Source organism: Seohaeicola zhoushanensis (assembly GCF_014656415.1).
GTDB lineage: Bacteria > Pseudomonadota > Alphaproteobacteria > Rhodobacterales > Rhodobacteraceae > Seohaeicola_A > Seohaeicola_A zhoushanensis.
Genome location: NZ_BNCJ01000005.1, coordinates 99,773 through 114,934, shown reverse-complemented (window position 1 = coordinate 114,934; position 15,162 = coordinate 99,773). Strand labels below are relative to the sequence as shown.

The 15,162-nt window shown below is 67.9% G+C and carries 16 protein-coding genes; 4 read left to right on the top strand and 12 right to left on the bottom strand.

Annotated features, from left to right (window positions below; translation table 11 throughout):
- Position 1 precedes the first annotated feature (1 nt).
- The 4 genes from IE266_RS11620 to acnA all read right to left on the bottom strand — a co-directional run bounded on the left by IE266_RS11620 (position 2) and on the right by acnA (position 4,716).
- Positions 2–436, bottom strand: coding sequence for a winged helix-turn-helix domain-containing protein (locus tag IE266_RS11620; protein WP_189680259.1), 435 nt, complete (start codon positions 434–436; stop codon positions 2–4).
- Between the two features lie 113 nt (positions 437–549).
- A complete protein-coding gene (locus IE266_RS11615) occupies positions 550–1,584 on the bottom strand; it encodes a permease (RefSeq protein ID WP_189680258.1) in 1,035 nt (344 codons plus the stop codon).
- Between the two features lie 40 nt (positions 1,585–1,624).
- Positions 1,625–1,936 carry an ArsR/SmtB family transcription factor gene (locus tag IE266_RS11610; protein WP_189680257.1) on the bottom strand — a complete coding sequence of 104 codons (312 nt, stop codon included), beginning with the start codon at positions 1,934–1,936 and terminating at the stop codon, positions 1,625–1,627.
- Between the two features lie 92 nt (positions 1,937–2,028).
- Positions 2,029–4,716 (bottom strand): aconitate hydratase AcnA, encoded by a 2,688-nt coding sequence (gene acnA / locus IE266_RS11605; protein ID WP_189680256.1) that lies wholly within the window; start codon positions 4,714–4,716, stop codon positions 2,029–2,031.
- Positions 4,717–4,954: 238 nt separating this feature from the next.
- Between acnA and IE266_RS11600 the strand changes: the two genes are divergently transcribed.
- Positions 4,955–5,653 carry a DUF1223 domain-containing protein gene (locus IE266_RS11600; RefSeq protein WP_189680255.1) on the top strand — a complete coding sequence of 233 codons (699 nt, stop codon included), beginning with the start codon at positions 4,955–4,957 and terminating at the stop codon, positions 5,651–5,653.
- Between the two features lie 18 nt (positions 5,654–5,671).
- On the opposite strand, the gene IE266_RS11595 is transcribed toward IE266_RS11600, so the two are convergent.
- The 6 genes from IE266_RS11595 to purB form a co-directional block, all read right to left on the bottom strand.
- Complete coding sequence (locus tag IE266_RS11595; RefSeq protein ID WP_189680254.1) at positions 5,672–6,559, bottom strand: lysophospholipid acyltransferase family protein; 888 nt, start codon at positions 6,557–6,559, stop codon at positions 5,672–5,674.
- Positions 6,560–6,572: 13 nt separating this feature from the next.
- Positions 6,573–7,409 (bottom strand): FkbM family methyltransferase, encoded by an 837-nt coding sequence (locus tag IE266_RS11590; RefSeq protein ID WP_189680253.1) that lies wholly within the window; start codon positions 7,407–7,409, stop codon positions 6,573–6,575.
- A gap of 91 nt (positions 7,410–7,500) precedes the next feature.
- The gene (locus tag IE266_RS11585; protein ID WP_189680252.1) at positions 7,501–8,646 is read right to left on the bottom strand and encodes a flagellar motor switch protein FliG; all 1,146 of its coding nucleotides are present in this window, start codon (positions 8,644–8,646) and stop codon (positions 7,501–7,503) included.
- 101 nt (positions 8,647–8,747) lie between these two features.
- The gene (locus IE266_RS11580) at positions 8,748–9,290 is read right to left on the bottom strand and encodes a hypothetical protein (RefSeq protein WP_189680251.1); all 543 of its coding nucleotides are present in this window, start codon (positions 9,288–9,290) and stop codon (positions 8,748–8,750) included.
- 98 nt (positions 9,291–9,388) lie between these two features.
- Entirely contained in the window at positions 9,389–9,628 is a 240-nt protein-coding gene (locus tag IE266_RS11575; RefSeq protein ID WP_189680250.1) for a hypothetical protein, read from the bottom strand.
- A gap of 88 nt (positions 9,629–9,716) precedes the next feature.
- Complete coding sequence (gene purB, locus IE266_RS11570) at positions 9,717–11,021, bottom strand: adenylosuccinate lyase (protein ID WP_189680249.1); 1,305 nt, start codon at positions 11,019–11,021, stop codon at positions 9,717–9,719.
- An 86-nt stretch (positions 11,022–11,107) separates the two neighbouring features.
- On the opposite strand from purB, the gene IE266_RS11565 reads away from it, so the two are divergent.
- Positions 11,108–11,554, top strand: coding sequence for a DUF6314 family protein (locus IE266_RS11565; RefSeq protein WP_189680248.1), 447 nt, complete (start codon positions 11,108–11,110; stop codon positions 11,552–11,554).
- A gap of 2 nt (positions 11,555–11,556) precedes the next feature.
- Here IE266_RS11565 and IE266_RS11560 read toward each other — a convergent pair whose 3' ends face one another.
- Complete coding sequence (locus IE266_RS11560) at positions 11,557–11,814, bottom strand: DUF6455 family protein (RefSeq protein WP_189680247.1); 258 nt, start codon at positions 11,812–11,814, stop codon at positions 11,557–11,559.
- Between the two features lie 175 nt (positions 11,815–11,989).
- Between IE266_RS11560 and IE266_RS11555 the strand changes: the two genes are divergently transcribed.
- Positions 11,990–12,589: a biotin transporter BioY gene (locus IE266_RS11555; protein WP_189680246.1), complete on the top strand. Its 600-nt coding sequence runs from the start codon at positions 11,990–11,992 to the stop codon at positions 12,587–12,589.
- Positions 12,590–12,724: 135 nt separating this feature from the next.
- A complete protein-coding gene (locus IE266_RS11550) occupies positions 12,725–13,798 on the top strand; it encodes an alcohol dehydrogenase family protein (protein WP_229864047.1) in 1,074 nt (357 codons plus the stop codon).
- 19 nt (positions 13,799–13,817) lie between these two features.
- On the opposite strand, the gene dddP is transcribed toward IE266_RS11550, so the two are convergent.
- Entirely contained in the window at positions 13,818–15,155 is a 1,338-nt protein-coding gene (gene dddP / locus IE266_RS11545; RefSeq protein ID WP_189680245.1) for a dimethylsulfonioproprionate lyase DddP, read from the bottom strand.
- Between the last annotated feature and the right edge of the window lie 7 nt (positions 15,156–15,162).

The window sequence follows — 15,162 nt, the reverse complement described above, 5'->3', positions numbered from 1 at the left end:
CTCAGACCGGCTGGACGGCGTACCAGGCCAGGATCACCAGCAGAACCAGCGCGAAGGGCACCAGGTGCCAGAGGCGAGGCCGCCGCGCGACGTGCAGGGGGGGCACCAGCAGGTAACCGGCGTCGGGTGCGCTCTGCACCATGTCCTGCCCGAGGGCGTGGCGGATGTTCTCGATACAGCGGGTGAGATCCTGCGTGGTGCCGGTGCTGTCGGGCCAGACCTCGTCGAGCAGTCGATGCTCGGGCACCGGTTGGCCCAGGTTGCGCGCGAGCACGGCCAGGACCTCGGCCGCGGCACCCGGCAGGACGATGATCCCGCCGGTACTGTCCCTGAGGGTCCGGCTGCGCAGGTCGAAGCTGTGAGAGCCAAGAAGTACATGGTCTGGATTTCGGGACTGGCCGTCCCCGCGTCCGGTGGCATTCCAAGACGTGTTCATCCCTGGGCGACCCTGCAAAGCGCTGGCTTGCAGGGGACATTACACGTTCTTGAGCGTTCGGACAAACTATTGCTTAACGCTTGGTCAAGTTGCCGTCATGAGGGACACCTGGCTCAGACTGACGCCCAGAGTTGGAACAGCAGCCCGCAGAGGAAGGCGCCCGAAAGCGAAAGCGCGATATAGAGGCCGAAGACGCGCGGACGGACCAGCGCCCAGACCGCGATGGCGGCGGGCAGGGAGGTGACGCCGCCGGCGACGAGAAAGGCCAGGCCCGCGCCCGGCGCCATGCCCTGGCCGATCAGCCCTCCGACCAGCGGCAGGGCGGCATAGCCGTTGAGATAGGCGGGCACGCCGACAACCGTGGCAAGCGCAATTGGCCCGAGGCCGGTGCCGCCGAGCAGGGCGGTGATCGTCTCGGCCGGGATCCAGGCCAGCATCAGGCTTTCGAGCAGGAAGGCGAGCAGCAGCCACTGGGCGAGGAAGAGCGTGGTCTTGACGGCCTCCTGCCGGAACTTTGCAAGGCGTGCCGGGTCGGTCCAGAAGCGCCACTGGACGGGTTTGGGCGCGCGCACGCGGGCGCCGCCGCAGCCGCCGTTGCCGATGCCCTCGCGCAGCGGGTCGGCGAGCGCCGGCGTTGCCGCCAGCAGATGGGTGACAAACCCGCCGAAGATGCCGAGGCCGAGGGCGGCGAGGGTCTTGGCGATGGCGAAGTCGAGGCCGAGCACGCCCGAGGTCAGCACGAACATCGAGGGGTCCATCACCGGCGAGGCGAGCCAGAAGGCCATGACAGCCGAGAGCGGCACGCCCATCGCCAGCAGGGCGGCCACCAGCGGGATCACGCCGCAGGAGCAAAAGGGCGAGAGCCCCCCGGCCAGCGCCGCAAGAAGGATCATCACCAGCGGGCGACCTGTGAAGGCGCGGGCGATCAGGTTGTCGGCCCCGGTGGCGGCAGCCCAGGCGGCGATGGCGATGGAGAGCAGCAGGAAGGGCGCGGTGCCGGCCAGCGCCCTGGCGGCGAAGACGGCGCTGTCGCTGGCCTGTTGCGCATCGACCAGCGCCAGTCCGGCGAGGAGGGCGGCGGAGACCAGCCAGACGCGGTGCCGTTTCAGGGCGGGCCAGAGCGGCGTGGGGAGGGCGGTGTCGGACATGGTCTCATCCCTAGGGATATGGTTATATTGGCCGTGCAAATCAGTCGGCGGCGGCGCGGGCGGGGACTCCGGTGCAGCATTCGGAGGTCAGGAAGCTCAGGATCCGGTTCATCTCGGCATATTCGGCGCGGTTGACGATCTCTCGCCCGCGTTTCTCCTGGGTGACGAGGCCGGCATCGACCAGCGTGCGCAGGTGGTGCGCCAGGGTGGAGGGCGCGAGTTCGGTCTCTTCGCCGATCTGGCCGACGGTCAACCCGTCGTGCCCGGCCCGCACCAGCAGGCGGAAGACCGCGAGACGGGCGTCATGGCCGAGGGCGGCGAGGGAGCGGGCGGTCTTGCTGGCGGTGGTCATGGAAAAACTAAATAACCAGATTTATGGTTATGTCAACCACGCAGAACGGCCGGCCCCTGGGGGACCGGCCGCTTGCCGTAGGTCTGGATCGATCAGGCCGATTTGGCGAGATCGCGCAGCACGTAGTGCAGGACGCCGCCGTGCTCGATGTATTCCACCTCGATGGCGGTATCGATGCGGCACTTGACCTGGATCGTCTTCACCGAGCCATCCGCATAGGTGATGGTGCAGGGCACCACTTGCAGCGGCTGGATGGTGTCGAGGCCCGAGATCGAGACGGTCTCGTCGCCCTTGAGGCCGAGCGACTTGCGGGTGTCGCCGCCGGTGAACTCGAAGGGGATGACGCCCATGCCAACGAGGTTCGAGCGGTGGATACGCTCGAAGCTCTCGGCGATGACGGCCTTGACGCCGAGCAGGGCAGTGCCCTTCGCGGCCCAGTCGCGGCTCGATCCGGCGCCGTATTCGATGCCTGCGAAGATCACCAGCGGGGTGCCGGCGGCCTGGTATGCCATCGAAGCGTCATAGATCGAGGTCTGCTGACCGTCGGGCCCGAGGGTGTAGCCGCCCTCGACGCCGTCCAGCATCTCGTTCTTGATGCGGATGTTGGCGAAGGTGCCGCGCATCATGACTTCGTGGTTGCCACGGCGCGAGCCGTAGGAGTTGAACTCGCGCGGGGCGACCTGGCGCTCGGTCAGATACTGGCCGGCGGGGGTGCTGGGCTTGAACGAACCGGCCGGCGAGATGTGGTCGGTGGTGATCATGTCGCCGAGCAGGGCGAGGACGCGGGCGCCCTCGATATTGGTGATCTTGCCCTTCTCCTTGGCCATGCCCTGGAAGTAGGGCGGGTTCTGGATGTAGGTCGAGGTCGGCGGCCAGTCGTAGGTTTCCGACTCGGTGACTTCGACGGCCTGCCACTTGGCATCGCCCTTGAAGACGTCGGCGTATTTGCTCTGGAACGCCTCGCGGGTGACGGTCTGGTTGACCAGGTCCGCGATCTCCTTGTTGGTCGGCCAGATGTCCTTGAGGTACACCGGCTTGCCGTCCTTGGAGGTGCCGAGCGGCTCGGTCGTCAGGTCGATATTCATGTCACCGGCCAGCGCATAGGCCACCACCAGCGGCGGCGAGGCCAGGTAGTTGGCGCGCACGTCGGGCGAGATCCGGCCTTCGAAGTTGCGGTTGCCCGACAGCACGGCGGTGGCGACCAGGTCACCCTCGTTGATCGCGGCCGAGATTTCCGGCTGCAGCGGGCCCGAGTTGCCGATGCAGGTGGTGCAGCCGTAGCCGACCAGGTTGAAGCCGATGGCGTCGAGGTCTTCCTGCAGGCCGGCGGCCTCGAGGTATTCGCTCACCACCTGCGAGCCGGGTGCGAGCGAGGTCTTCACCCAGGGCTTGCGGTCGAGGCCGAGGGCGCGTGCCTTGCGGGCGACGAGACCGGCGCCGATCAGCACGTAGGGGTTCGAGGTGTTGGTGCACGACGTGATCGAGGCGATCACCACCTTGCCCGAGGACATGGTGTAATCTTCGCCGGCCACCGGAACCTGCTTGTCGGCCGGGCGCTTGAAGGTCTCGGCCATTTCCTTGGCAAAGCCCGACTTGGCGTCGGTCAGCGGCAGGTAGTCCTGCGGGCGCTTGGGGCCCGAGATCGCCGGGACGATGGTGCCCATGTCGAGCTCCAGCGTCGAGGTATAGACCGGCGCATAGTCGGCGCCGCGCCAGAAGCCGTTTTCCTTGGCATAGGCTTCGACCAGCGCGATGCGGTCCTCGTCGCGGCCGGTCTGGCGCAGATAGCGCAGGGTCTCGCCGTCGATCGGGAAGAAGCCGCAGGTGGCGCCGTATTCGGGGGCCATGTTGGCGATCGTCGCGCGGTCGGCCAGCGGCAGGTGGTCAAGGCCTTCGCCGTAGAATTCGACGAACTTGCCCACCACGCCGTGCTTGCGCAGCATGGCGACGACTTTCAGCACGAGGTCGGTGGCGGTGGTGCCTTCGACCATCTGGCCGGTGAGCTTGAAGCCGACAACCTCGGGGATCAGCATCGAGACGGGCTGGCCGAGCATCGCGGCCTCGGCCTCGATCCCGCCGACGCCCCAGCCGAGCACGGCCAGGCCGTTGACCATGGTGGTGTGGCTGTCGGTGCCGACCAGCGTGTCCGGGTAGGCCACGGTGGCGCCGTTCTGGTCGGTGTCGGTCCAGACGGTCTGGGCCAGGTATTCGAGGTTCACCTGGTGGCAGATGCCGGTGCCCGGCGGCACGACGCGGAAGTTGTTGAAGGCGTTCTGGCCCCACTTCAGGAAGGTATAGCGCTCCATGTTGCGCTCGTATTCCCGGTCGACGTTCATCTGGAACGCGCGCGGGTTGCCGAATTCGTCGATCATCACCGAGTGGTCGATCACGAGGTCGACCGGGTTCAGCGGGTTGATCTTCTGGGCGTCGCCGCCCAGGCCCTTGATGCCGTCACGCATGGCGGCGAGGTCGACCACGGCGGGCACGCCGGTGAAGTCCTGCATCAGCACGCGGGCCGGGCGATAGGCGATCTCGCGCGGGTTCTTGCCGCCAAGGGTCGCCCATTCGGCGAAGGCCTTGATGTCATCGACAGAGACGGTCTTGCCGTCTTCGAAGCGGAGCATGTTCTCGAGCACCACCTTCAGCGAGGCCGGCAGCTTCGAGAAGTCGCCGAGACCGGCGGCGGTGGCGGCGGGGATCGAGTAATAGGCAATGGACTTGCCGTTCACGCTCAGCGATTTGCGTGCTTTGGCGGTGTCCTGTCCGACGATGATGGGCATGCGTGGCCTCCCTTTGAATGCTGATAGGGGAATTCGCTGGGGGCCTTCTGCATCAGGTGGCCCCTGCGTTCAATAGCTATCCGGGGGGTGTGACACTTTTTAGTATACCATTGCACACAATAAAGCCGGGAAGGGTCCGGATTGCCTTCGTCGCGGTCCTCTCAAGAAACCTTGATTGGTCATTACAGGGCCGCGCGGCTAGAGACTACAGCCACCGAACACGCAAGGAAACCACCACATGCTGCCATCCCGCGCCCTGATTGCCGCCGCTTTCGCCCTGCTGGGGCAACCGCTGGCGGCGGGCGATTCGCAGGTGGTGGTGGAACTGTTCACCTCGCAGGGCTGCTCGTCCTGCCCGGCGGCGGATGCGGTGCTGCAGGACCTGGCCGCGCGCGATGACGTGATCGCCCTGGCGCTGCACGTGGACTATTGGGACTATATCGGCTGGAAGGACGATTTCGCCCGCCCCGGCCACGCGGCCCGGCAGCGGGCCTATGCGGCGGCGAGTGGAAGGCGGATGATCTACACGCCGCAGATGGTGGTGCAGGGGCGCGAGGACCTGGTCGGCGTCAAGACGATGGAACTGGCCGATCTCATCATGCAGTACAAATCCGCCGATCCGGCGATCGACCTGGGCGCGACGCGCCAGGGCGGCGAGGTGGTGGTGCGCCTGGCGCCGCTGAAGGGGGCGAAGGGGCCGTACGACGTGCAACTCGTGCGCTATGACCCGCTGCGCAAGGCCCATATCACGCGGGGCGAGAACTCGGGCCTCGATATCGACTATGCCAACGTGGTGACCGACTGGTCGACCATCGGCCGCTGGGACGGCACCGCGCCGGCCGAGCTGCGCGCGCCGCTGACGGGCGACTCCCCGGCGGCGGTGCTGGTGCAGCAGGCGGGCACCGGGCCGATCGCGGTGGCGGCGCGGCTGGACTAGGCTGCGCCCTCAGCCCGGTCAGGGTTTCCAGCGCCGGTGGATCCAGAACCACTGATCCATGTGCCGGCGCACCAGTTCCTCGAGATCGTCCTGCACGGCCTGGGTCATGGTCTCGGGGTCGGTATGCGGGATCGGGGCGTGCATCTCGATCTCGAAGTCCAGCCCGTTGGGCTGGCGCACCACGTAGATCGGGATCAGCAGCGCATCGTGCTTCAGCGCCAGTTCGGCCGAGACCACCGAGCTGATGGCGGGCTGGCCGAAGAAGGTCAGCTCCTTGCCGCCATGCACGTGCAGGTCGGCGGCGATGGCGATGATGCCGCCGTTCTTGAGGTGGCGCACCATCTCCATCATGCCACGCCGCCCCTGCTCCCACATCGGCTCGCCTATGGCCTTGATGGCGGCGGTGTAATGGGCGTTGAAATAGGGGTTGGCCATGCGCCGGTAGATCGCCCCCATCGGGTGGCCGCGCCGGAAAAGGTTGGCGCGCAGCACGTCGTAATTGCCGAAATGGCCGGTGATGAGCACCACCGGGCGGCCCTTGGCCCGTGCCTCCTTGAGCGCGGCGAGGCCGGGGCCGACCACCGGAGCGGCATAGGCGCGTTCGAGGAAGGGGCGGCCCGAGTAGAACTCGATCAGCGTGCGGCCCGCGTTGTCGGGCACTGCGCGCACCAGGCGTTCGACCTCGGCGGCGGGCAGCTCGGGGCAGGTCAGGGCGAGGTTGTCGCGGATGCGCTTGCGCAGCCCGGCCAGCGGAGCGACGAGGCGCGAGACGATCCAGCCCATCGCCGGCACGCGCCAGCGGTAGGGCACCAGCAGCGCGACGGCGATCAGCGCCCGGATGATCCGGTCGGAGAGCCAGTAGCGGATCAGCGCGCCACGGGAGAGGCCTGAGGCGGGAAGCGGCATCGCGGCCCCCGGGTCAGGCGCGCCGCCAGAGCCAGTCGGGCAGTGGCGGATCCGGATGGGTCGGGACGTTGGTCTGGTCGAGCGGATGCGGCATCACCGCGACCGGCGCGGGCGCGCTGCGGATGCGGTCGCGGCGCAGGTAGGTCACCTCCAGCGTGCGCGGCACCACGTAGTCGCCGAAGCGGACGAAGGGGCGGGCATTGTTGGGATGCAGGTGAACCGGCACGAAATGCGTTGCGAGCTGCTGCAGGGCCGCCATGATGCGCGGGTAATGGCGGGCGCGCAGGGCGAGATGGGTGCGGTGCAGCTCGATCACGATCACCCGGAACCGCGAGAGCGTGGCCACCGAGGCGGCGGCCAGCACGTCGTATTCGGCGCCCTCGATATCCATCTGCAGGATCAGGTCGCCCTCGGGCGGGGCGTGGCGGTTGACCCAGTCGTCCAGCGTGATGAAGCCGGGACGGGTGACGGGGCCGAGGAAGAGCTTCTCGAAATGGACCAGCGGGCCACTGATCGGCGCCGCCTCGACCGAGGCATCGGCGAGGAAGCAGGGCAGGCCGCGCGCGATCATCGCGGTTTCGAAGGTGGCGATCCGGTCGACGCCGGGCGAGAAGCAGGCCGCGAGGCCATCGAGATCGTCGGGCAGGATATAGCCGCCGTCGCCGGCCTCGCCGCAGCGGATCAGCTCGACGCCCACCGCTCTGGGGGCCAGCACGTCGGCCAGCCGCTCCATCCGGTCGGCGGACATGCGCCGAAGAAGCGTCCAGTCGATGGCATGGGCGATCCGGTTGAGCCCGCCGTCTTCGATCCACGTGTCGGACGGGTCCGGTGCCTGCGTCGGGCGCGCCATGCTTCTGCTCCGCTTTCTGGGTCTCTCGGACGGTGTTGCGGGCCCAGACATAAGCGGCGGCGGGCGCGATCACAAGCGCGGGAAGCGGCGGCTATTGCTCCTCCTCGAAGCGTTCGTCGGGGTTGAGCAGCTCGATTGCGCCGGTCTCGGCCAGGTCCCTGATGGCGCCGACGATGGCATTCATCGCCGCCTCGGCGTCCCTGGGGCGCACCTTGCCGCGGTCGTCGACCTCTTCGCGGAGGTTGTCGGCCATGCGGCCCGACATGTTCGAGAGCAGGAAGTCGACCACGCCCGAGGTGGTGTCATCGGTGGCGCCGGCCATGGCGGTGACCAGCGTGTCGGGGTCGATGGCGCGGATCACGGCGGGCACGTCGCGCGGGCTGACCCGGATCGAGATATGGGCGAAGGTAAAGATCTCGCGGCGCACCTCGCCAGCGAAGGTGGCGTCGGTTTCATCCAGCGAGGTCAGCATGTCGTCGCGGGTGCGGGCGGCGGATTGGTTCAGGATCGCGCCGACCCGGGCGCCGGGCGCGGTCTTGAAGGCGCGGGGCGGCTGGTCGTCGAGCTGGGCCGCAAGCGAAAGGCCGATCCGGTCGACCGCCTCGGGTGTGACCGAGGCGGTGAGCGACATGGCATAGGTGACGCGCCGGGCCAGCGGCCCGGGCAGTTTCGCCAGCACCTGCGCGGCCTTGGCGGTGTCGAGCTTGGAGAGCAGCACCGCCGCGACCTCGGTGCTTTCGGCCTCGAAGAAGGGCAGCAACCGCTCGACCTCCATGTCGCGCAGGCGGGTCCAGGGATCGCCGAGCTGGCGCACCCCGGCCTCTTTGCGCAGCCGCGCGGCGGTCTGCGGGCTGATCTTGCCGTCGAGCGCGTCGAGCGCGCCGGCGAGGCCATTGGGGAAGGAGAGGCCGACGCTTTCCAGCGCATCGGCGAATTCGGCGACCACGGCGTCGAGCGTGACCCGGTCGACCAGCCCCATGCGGCCCATCTGCTGCGTCAGCTGCGCCTGCAGGTCATCCGGCAGTTCCTCGAGCGGGATGTCCGCGCCCTCGTTCAGCAGAAGGCGGACGATGATCGCCGCCTTGGCGCGCATGTCGAGCGGGCGGGGCACCTTGACGCCCGCCGCCGGGGGCGCGCCGCCCGAGGGGAGCGGCGCGCGGGGGGCGGGGAGGCCGCTGGGCAACCCACCGCCCCCAAGGTTCATCGGCACGGCCGGCATCGCCGGCAGCTTCGCCATCGTGTCGTCCTTCATTGCCTGCCCGTTCCAGCCTGAATGCCCCCTGTCCCGAGGGATGGGGGCACTTTAGCCTGCGAGCCGTAAAGAAAGACTGAAGCGCTTCAGTAGCTGTAGGTCGCGCCGGTGCGGATCGCCTCGCGCAGCGAGGCCTCGGCCCAGCTGCCCTCGCCGCCGCGCGCCTTGATCTCGCGCCACTGGGTAATGGCGTCGTCGATGCGGCCCTCGGCCACCAGCCCCTGGCCCATGTAGGAGCGTGCCAGCAGGTTGTCGGGGTTATGGGCGATGGCCTTGTCGTAGAAGGCCTGCGCCAGTTCGGCATGGCCCATCTTGCGGTGGGTGAAGCCCCAGTAGGTCAGCACCCGGTCGTCGCCCTGGTCGGGCATCGCGGCCAGCACCGCCTGCGCGTCGGTATAGCGGCCGGCATAGGCCAGTTCGCGCACCGCGCCATAGAGGGTGTCGGCATCGAGCGCCGATTTCTTCGGATCGACGCATTTCTGGGTCTTGTCGTCCCAGACCTGCACGCCGGTGCAGGTCTGCGTGGTCGGAGTCGGCTTGGGCGGATCGTCGGATTCGCTGCCGGCGGCCAGCGCCAGGCCGGGAAGTGAAAGCGGCAGCACGAGGGCAAGGGCGGTTGCGATTCGCATGGTCTGACTCCGTTTCATTCAACAATGCACCCTGCCGGGACCCGCCGTGGCGGCGCATCCCCCGGGCCTGCGATCAATCGTTACACCCTTGCCGGCGATCAGCTGGTGATCTGCTTCACACAGGATTTGTTTTCCGCATCCCAGGCCGAGCCGGGCGCGCAAGACTGGACCTTTTGCTCGTGGCCCGAGCATTCGGCCACGGCCGCAAAGGGGGCCAGCGACAGGGAAAGGGCGGTCAATGCAATCCTGAACGTCATGTCTTCAACCTCCGATGATCCTAATGCATCGAAAGGTAGCAAGGGCGCGGGGATCGTCAAACTGAAATCCGCGCCGATCACGGCAGCGTGCGCGCCCCCGCCGGGGCGCGCCGGAAAATTGCAAATTTTCCGGACGTTTTCCGTGCCGGAAAACGGTGCCGGTGTCCGGTCAGGCGCCGAAGACGCGGGCGAAGATCGTGTCGACGTGCTTGGTGTGATAGCCGAGGTCGAACTTCTCCTCGATCTCCGCCGGCGAGAGCGCCGCCGTCACCTCGGGGTCGGCCAGAAGCTCGGTCTTGAAGTCGGCGCCCTGTTCCCAGACCTTCATCGCGTTACGCTGCACCAGGCGGTAGGAATCCTCGCGGCTGACGCCGGCCTGGGTGAGCGCCAGCAGCACGCGCTGCGACATCACCAGACCGCGGAACTTGTTCATGTTGCGCATCATGTTCTCGGGGTAGACCACCAGGTTCTCGATCAGGCCGGTCAGGCGCCCCAGCGCGAAGTCGAGCGTCACGGTCGCGTCGGGGCCGATGTTGCGCTCGACCGAGCTGTGCGAGATGTCGCGCTCGTGCCACAGCGCCACGTTCTCCAGCGCCGGGATCACCGCCATCCGCACCAGGCGGGCAAGGCCGGTGAGGTTCTCGCTCAGCACCGGGTTGCGCTTGTGCGGCATGGCCGAGCTGCCCTTCTGGCCCTTGGAGAAGAACTCCTCGGCTTCCAGCACCTCGGTACGCTGCATGTGGCGCACCTCGACCGCGATGTTCTCGATCGACGAGGCGACGATGGCCAGCGCCGAGAAGAAGGCCGCGTGACGGTCGCGCGGGATCACCTGGGTGCTGATCGGCTCGGGGATCAGGCCCAGCATCTTGCAGACATGTTCCTCGACGCGCGGGTCGATGTTGGCAAAGGTGCCGACCGCACCCGAGATGGCGCCGGTGGCGATCTCTTCGCGCGCCACGCGCAGGCGACGCAGGTTGCGGTCCATCTCGGCGTAGAAGCGCGCGAAGGTCAGGCCCATGGTCGTCGGCTCGGCATGGATGCCGTGGCTGCGGCCGATGCGGACGGTGTCCTTGTGCTCGTAGGCGCGTTTCTTCAGCGCGGCGAGCAGCTTCTCGACATCGGCGATCAGCAGGTCGGCGGCGCGGGTCAGCTGCACGTTGAGGCAGGTGTCGAGCACGTCCGAGGAGGTCATGCCCTGGTGCACAAAGCGCGCCTCGTCCGAGCCGACATGTTCGGCCAGGTGCGTGAGGAAGGCGATCACGTCATGCTTGGTGACGGCCTCGATCTCGTCGATGCGGGCGGTGTCGAATTCGACATCCTTGGCTTTCCAGACGGCCTCGGCGTTCTCTTTCGGGATCACGCCAAGCGCGGCCATTGCGTCGCAGGCATGGGCCTCGATCTCGAACCAGATGCGGAACCGGGTCTCGGGGCTCCAGATGGCGACCATGTCGGGACGGGAATAGCGGGGGATCATATCTGACGGCACCTGTTCGGGTTGGACATCGGGGATGCCGGCCTCTTAGACTGCGCGGGCAGGCGCGGCAAGGCAGGAGCGGCGGGATGAGACGGAATGCCCTTGCGGGGCAGGGCGGGCCGGGGCTCGCCGATTTTGCCGGGCGCTGGGCGCTGTCGCGGGTGATCGACGATGCGCTGGCCGGGCAGCGGCTGATGGCCGAGGGCTTTGCGCAGCTTGCGCCGGACGCCCAGGGCCTGGTCTATGATGAAACGGTCGAGCTGCAGCTGGCCGACGGGCAGCGGCTGAACGGGACGCGCCGCTATCTCTGGCGCGCCGATCCGGCGGGCGGGATCGCGGTTCATTTCGCCGACGGGCGACTGTTCCACCGCATCGCGCCGGGCGGGGTCACCAGCGAAGACCGGCACGATTGCGCGCCGGACCTCTATGTCGGGGCCTATGACTTCACTGCCTGGCCCATGTTCCGCGTGGTCTGGCAGGTCCGCGGCCCGCGCAAGGATTACCGGATGGAGACGCTCTACCGCCCGGCCTGATCTCAGGCGGCCTGCAGCGCGGCCAGGGTCTCGCGGTTGCGGCAGAAGTCGGGGGCGGCGTCGAGATGGTCGCTGTCGGCCTGAAGCAGGGCGCAGGACAGGTGACCGTTGCAGCCCATGCAGGCCATGGCCATCGACCGCACGAGGCTGGTTTCCCGCTCGGGGTTGCGCATCATGCGCTCGGCCATGTCGATGCCGAGGCGGCTGGTCATGCCGGTGACGAGGTCGTTGCTTTCGGCGATCTTGCGGAACAGTCCCATGTCATTCTCCTGGGGCGTCAATAGGCGTTTGACCCCTTTTGGCGGCTTTCACGGACGCGGAACATGATCTGAATCAAGCGCATCGTCGTTGCTGCATGTGCAAAAGTGGCTTGCGAGAGGGATCAGGGTCATGCATCTATCCCGGCAAGTATCGGGACAATGAGGAGACCGGGACATGACGATTGCAATCAACCGCGGCGCGCTGGCCGAGGTGGTGGGGCCGAGCGAAGGCCTGGGACTGCGCGCCAAGCAGGTTGCGCTGGTGGTGGCGGGCATCGCGGTGCTGACCGCGGCCGCGAACATCCGCGTGCCGATGTGGCCGGTGCCGATCACCATGCAGACCTTCGCGGTGCTGACCCTGGGCGCGGCCTACGGCATGCGCCTCGGCCTGGCGACGCTGCTCGGCTACCTGGCGCTGGGCGCGCTGGGCGTGACCGTCTTCACCGGCGAGAGCGCGGGCCTGGCCTACATGGCCGGTCCGACCGGCGGTTACCTGGTGGGCTTCGCCGTCGCTGCCGGCCTCGTCGGCTGGCTGGCACAGCGTGGCTGGTCGCAGAGCGTGGGCGGCATGGTCGCGGCGCTGCTGATCGGCAACGCGGTGATCTATGCCTTCGGGATGCCCTGGATGGCCTACCTCTTCCTCGCCGACAAGGGCGCGGCCTGGGTGATGCAGTGGGGCATGACCAACTTCCTGCTGGGCGACGCGCTCAAGCTGGTGCTGGCGGCGCTGCTGCTGCCGGCGGCCTGGAAGCTGGTGGGCAAGGCCCGCGGCTGATCCTTCCCGGATCCTGGAACAGGGGGCGTGGCCTGCGGGCCGCGCCCTTTTTCTTTGGCTCGGAGCGGCGTTCTGGATCGCCGGGCCAATCGGTGTATGGTCGGTGCAAGAGGCCCCGCACAGCGAGATCCGGCCATGCCGCAGCTTCCCCGCCTGATGAAGGCCGTCGTGACCACCGGGATCGGAGGCTACGACAAGCTCGACTACCGCGAGGTCGAGGTGCCGCAGCCGGGGCCGGGCGAGGTGCTGCTCCGGGTGCTGGCCGCGGGGGTCAACAATACCGAGATCAATACCCGGCTCGGGTGGTATTCCTCTTCCGTCCGGGCCGGCACGGGTGAGACCGGCGGCGATCCCGAGTTGCGGGACGGCGGCTGGAACGGGGCCACCCCCTTTCCGCTGATCCAGGGCACTGACTGCTGCGGCGAGGTGGTGGCGGTCGGGCCGGGCGGAGAGGCTTCGCGGATCGGCCAGCGGGTGCTGGTGCGCGCCTGCATGCGCCCGCATGGGTTCGGCGATCCGACGACGGTCTGGCTCGGCTCGAACTTCGACGGGGCCTTCGCGCAATACGTCAAGGTGCCGGCCGGCGAGGTCTTTGCCGTCGGATGCAATTGGAGCGACGCCGAGCTCGCCTCGATCCCCTGCGCCTATGGCACCGCCGAGAACATGGTCGCCCGCGCCGGTGTCGGGCGCGGCACCCGCGTGCTGGTGCCGGGCGCCTCGGGAGGCGTGGGATCGGCGGTCGTGCAGCTGGCAAAGCGGCGCGGGGCCGAGGTGATCGGGATCACCGGGGCGGCCAAGGCGGATGCGGTGCGCGCCATCGGGGCGGATACGGTCCTTCTGCGCGAGGACGATCCGGTTGCCGCGCTGGGGGAGGAATGCGTCGACGTGGTGATCGACAATGTCGGAGGCGCGGGCTTTGCCGCCTTGCTCCGGCTGTTGCGGCGCGGCGGGCGCTATGTGACATCGGGCGCGATCGCGGGGCCGGTGGTGGAACTCGACCTGCGCGACCTCTACCTCAAGGACCTCGCCCTGATCGGTTGCACCGCCTGGGACGAGCGCGTCTTTCCCGACCTCGTCGCCTATATCGAGGCCGGGGAGATTCGGCCGCTGCTGGCCGCGACCTACCCGCTGGAGCGGATCGCCGAGGCGCAGGAGGCCTTCGGCCGGAAGGACCACGCCGGAAAGATAGTGCTGATCCCGCCGCGTTGAGGCGGTTGAGTCTGATGGCCTAGCCCATCAGGCGCGGGTCGAAGGGGTAGGTGGTCAGGTTCTCGTAGCCGGTTTCGGTGATCAGCACCTGGTCTTCCAGCTTGATGGTGAAAGCCCCGCCCACAGCGCCGACGGCGGCTTCGACACAGAGCACCATGCCGGGCTCCAGCGCATAGTCGAAGGCGCCTGGCACCGCCTTGTCGGGGTAGGAGACCAGCGGCCACTCGTCGCACAGTCCGACGCCATGCATCAGGCAGCCGTATTTCTGCGCCTGATACTGGTCGTCGAGGCGGTGCGCATTGGCCGTCAGCTCGGGGATGGTCACGCCCGGTTTCAGCATCGCCATGTTGGTCATGATGTGCTCGTGCGCATGGCGCATGGCGTCGATCATCTCCTGCGGCGGTTTCGCCTCGCCGATCCACCAGCTGCGCGAGATGTCGATGCAGATGCCATAGGCGCCGATCAGGTCGGTGTCGAAGCTGACGATCTCGTTGTCCTGCACCACGCGCTGGCCGCATTCCTGGAACCAGGGGTTGGTGCGCGGGCCGGATGCGAGCAGGCGCGTCTCGATCCATTCGCCGCCGCGGCGGATGTTCTCGGCGTGCAGCACCGCCCAGATGTCATCCTCGGAGGTATTGCCTAGCGGGACCTTGGCGCGGGCGAAATCCTCCATCGCCTTCACCGAGGCCTCGCAGGCCACCATGGCGCAGCGCATGGCGCGGATCTCGTCCTCGCCCTTCACCGCGCGGGTCTTCTCGGTGACCTCCTCGCCCTCCTCGATGGTGAAGCCCTGCGCCTCGAGCGCGCGCAGCCCGTGCAGCATGACCTTGTCGACGGCAAGGCGCATGTTGCCGCCGCCGTGTTCGGCGATCAGCACGCGCACCTCGTTGGCGAAGGTATCGGCGGCGACGTCGACCTTGTCGCCCCGGTCGAAGTAGAACAGGTCGGCGCCCGAGCGCACCTCGCGCACCAGCGGGTTGAACTGGGCGAGGAAGGGCGAGTTCTTGTAGTCCCAGAGCACCATGTAGCCATCGGCGCAGAGCAGGCAGGCGCGGAACGGGTTGTGGGTGTTCCAGAGCTGCATGTTGGTCGAGTCGGTGGCATAGCGGATGTTCAACGGGTCGAACATCAGCAGGCCGCCATAGTCGCGGGTCTCCAGCGCCTTTGTCAGCCGTTTCCAGCGGTGCTCGCGCATCCTCGGCAGGTCCGGCAGGATCAGCCCCTTCGCGGCCCATTCCTGCATGGCGAGGCGCGTCGGCCCGATCTCGATCCGGTCGTCGTTGTTGGCGCTGCCGTCGGCGAGCGTCGCGCCGCGGGTCGGGTCGATCTTGCGGGTGTCTCGGTAATGCGTGGTCATCGGCGGG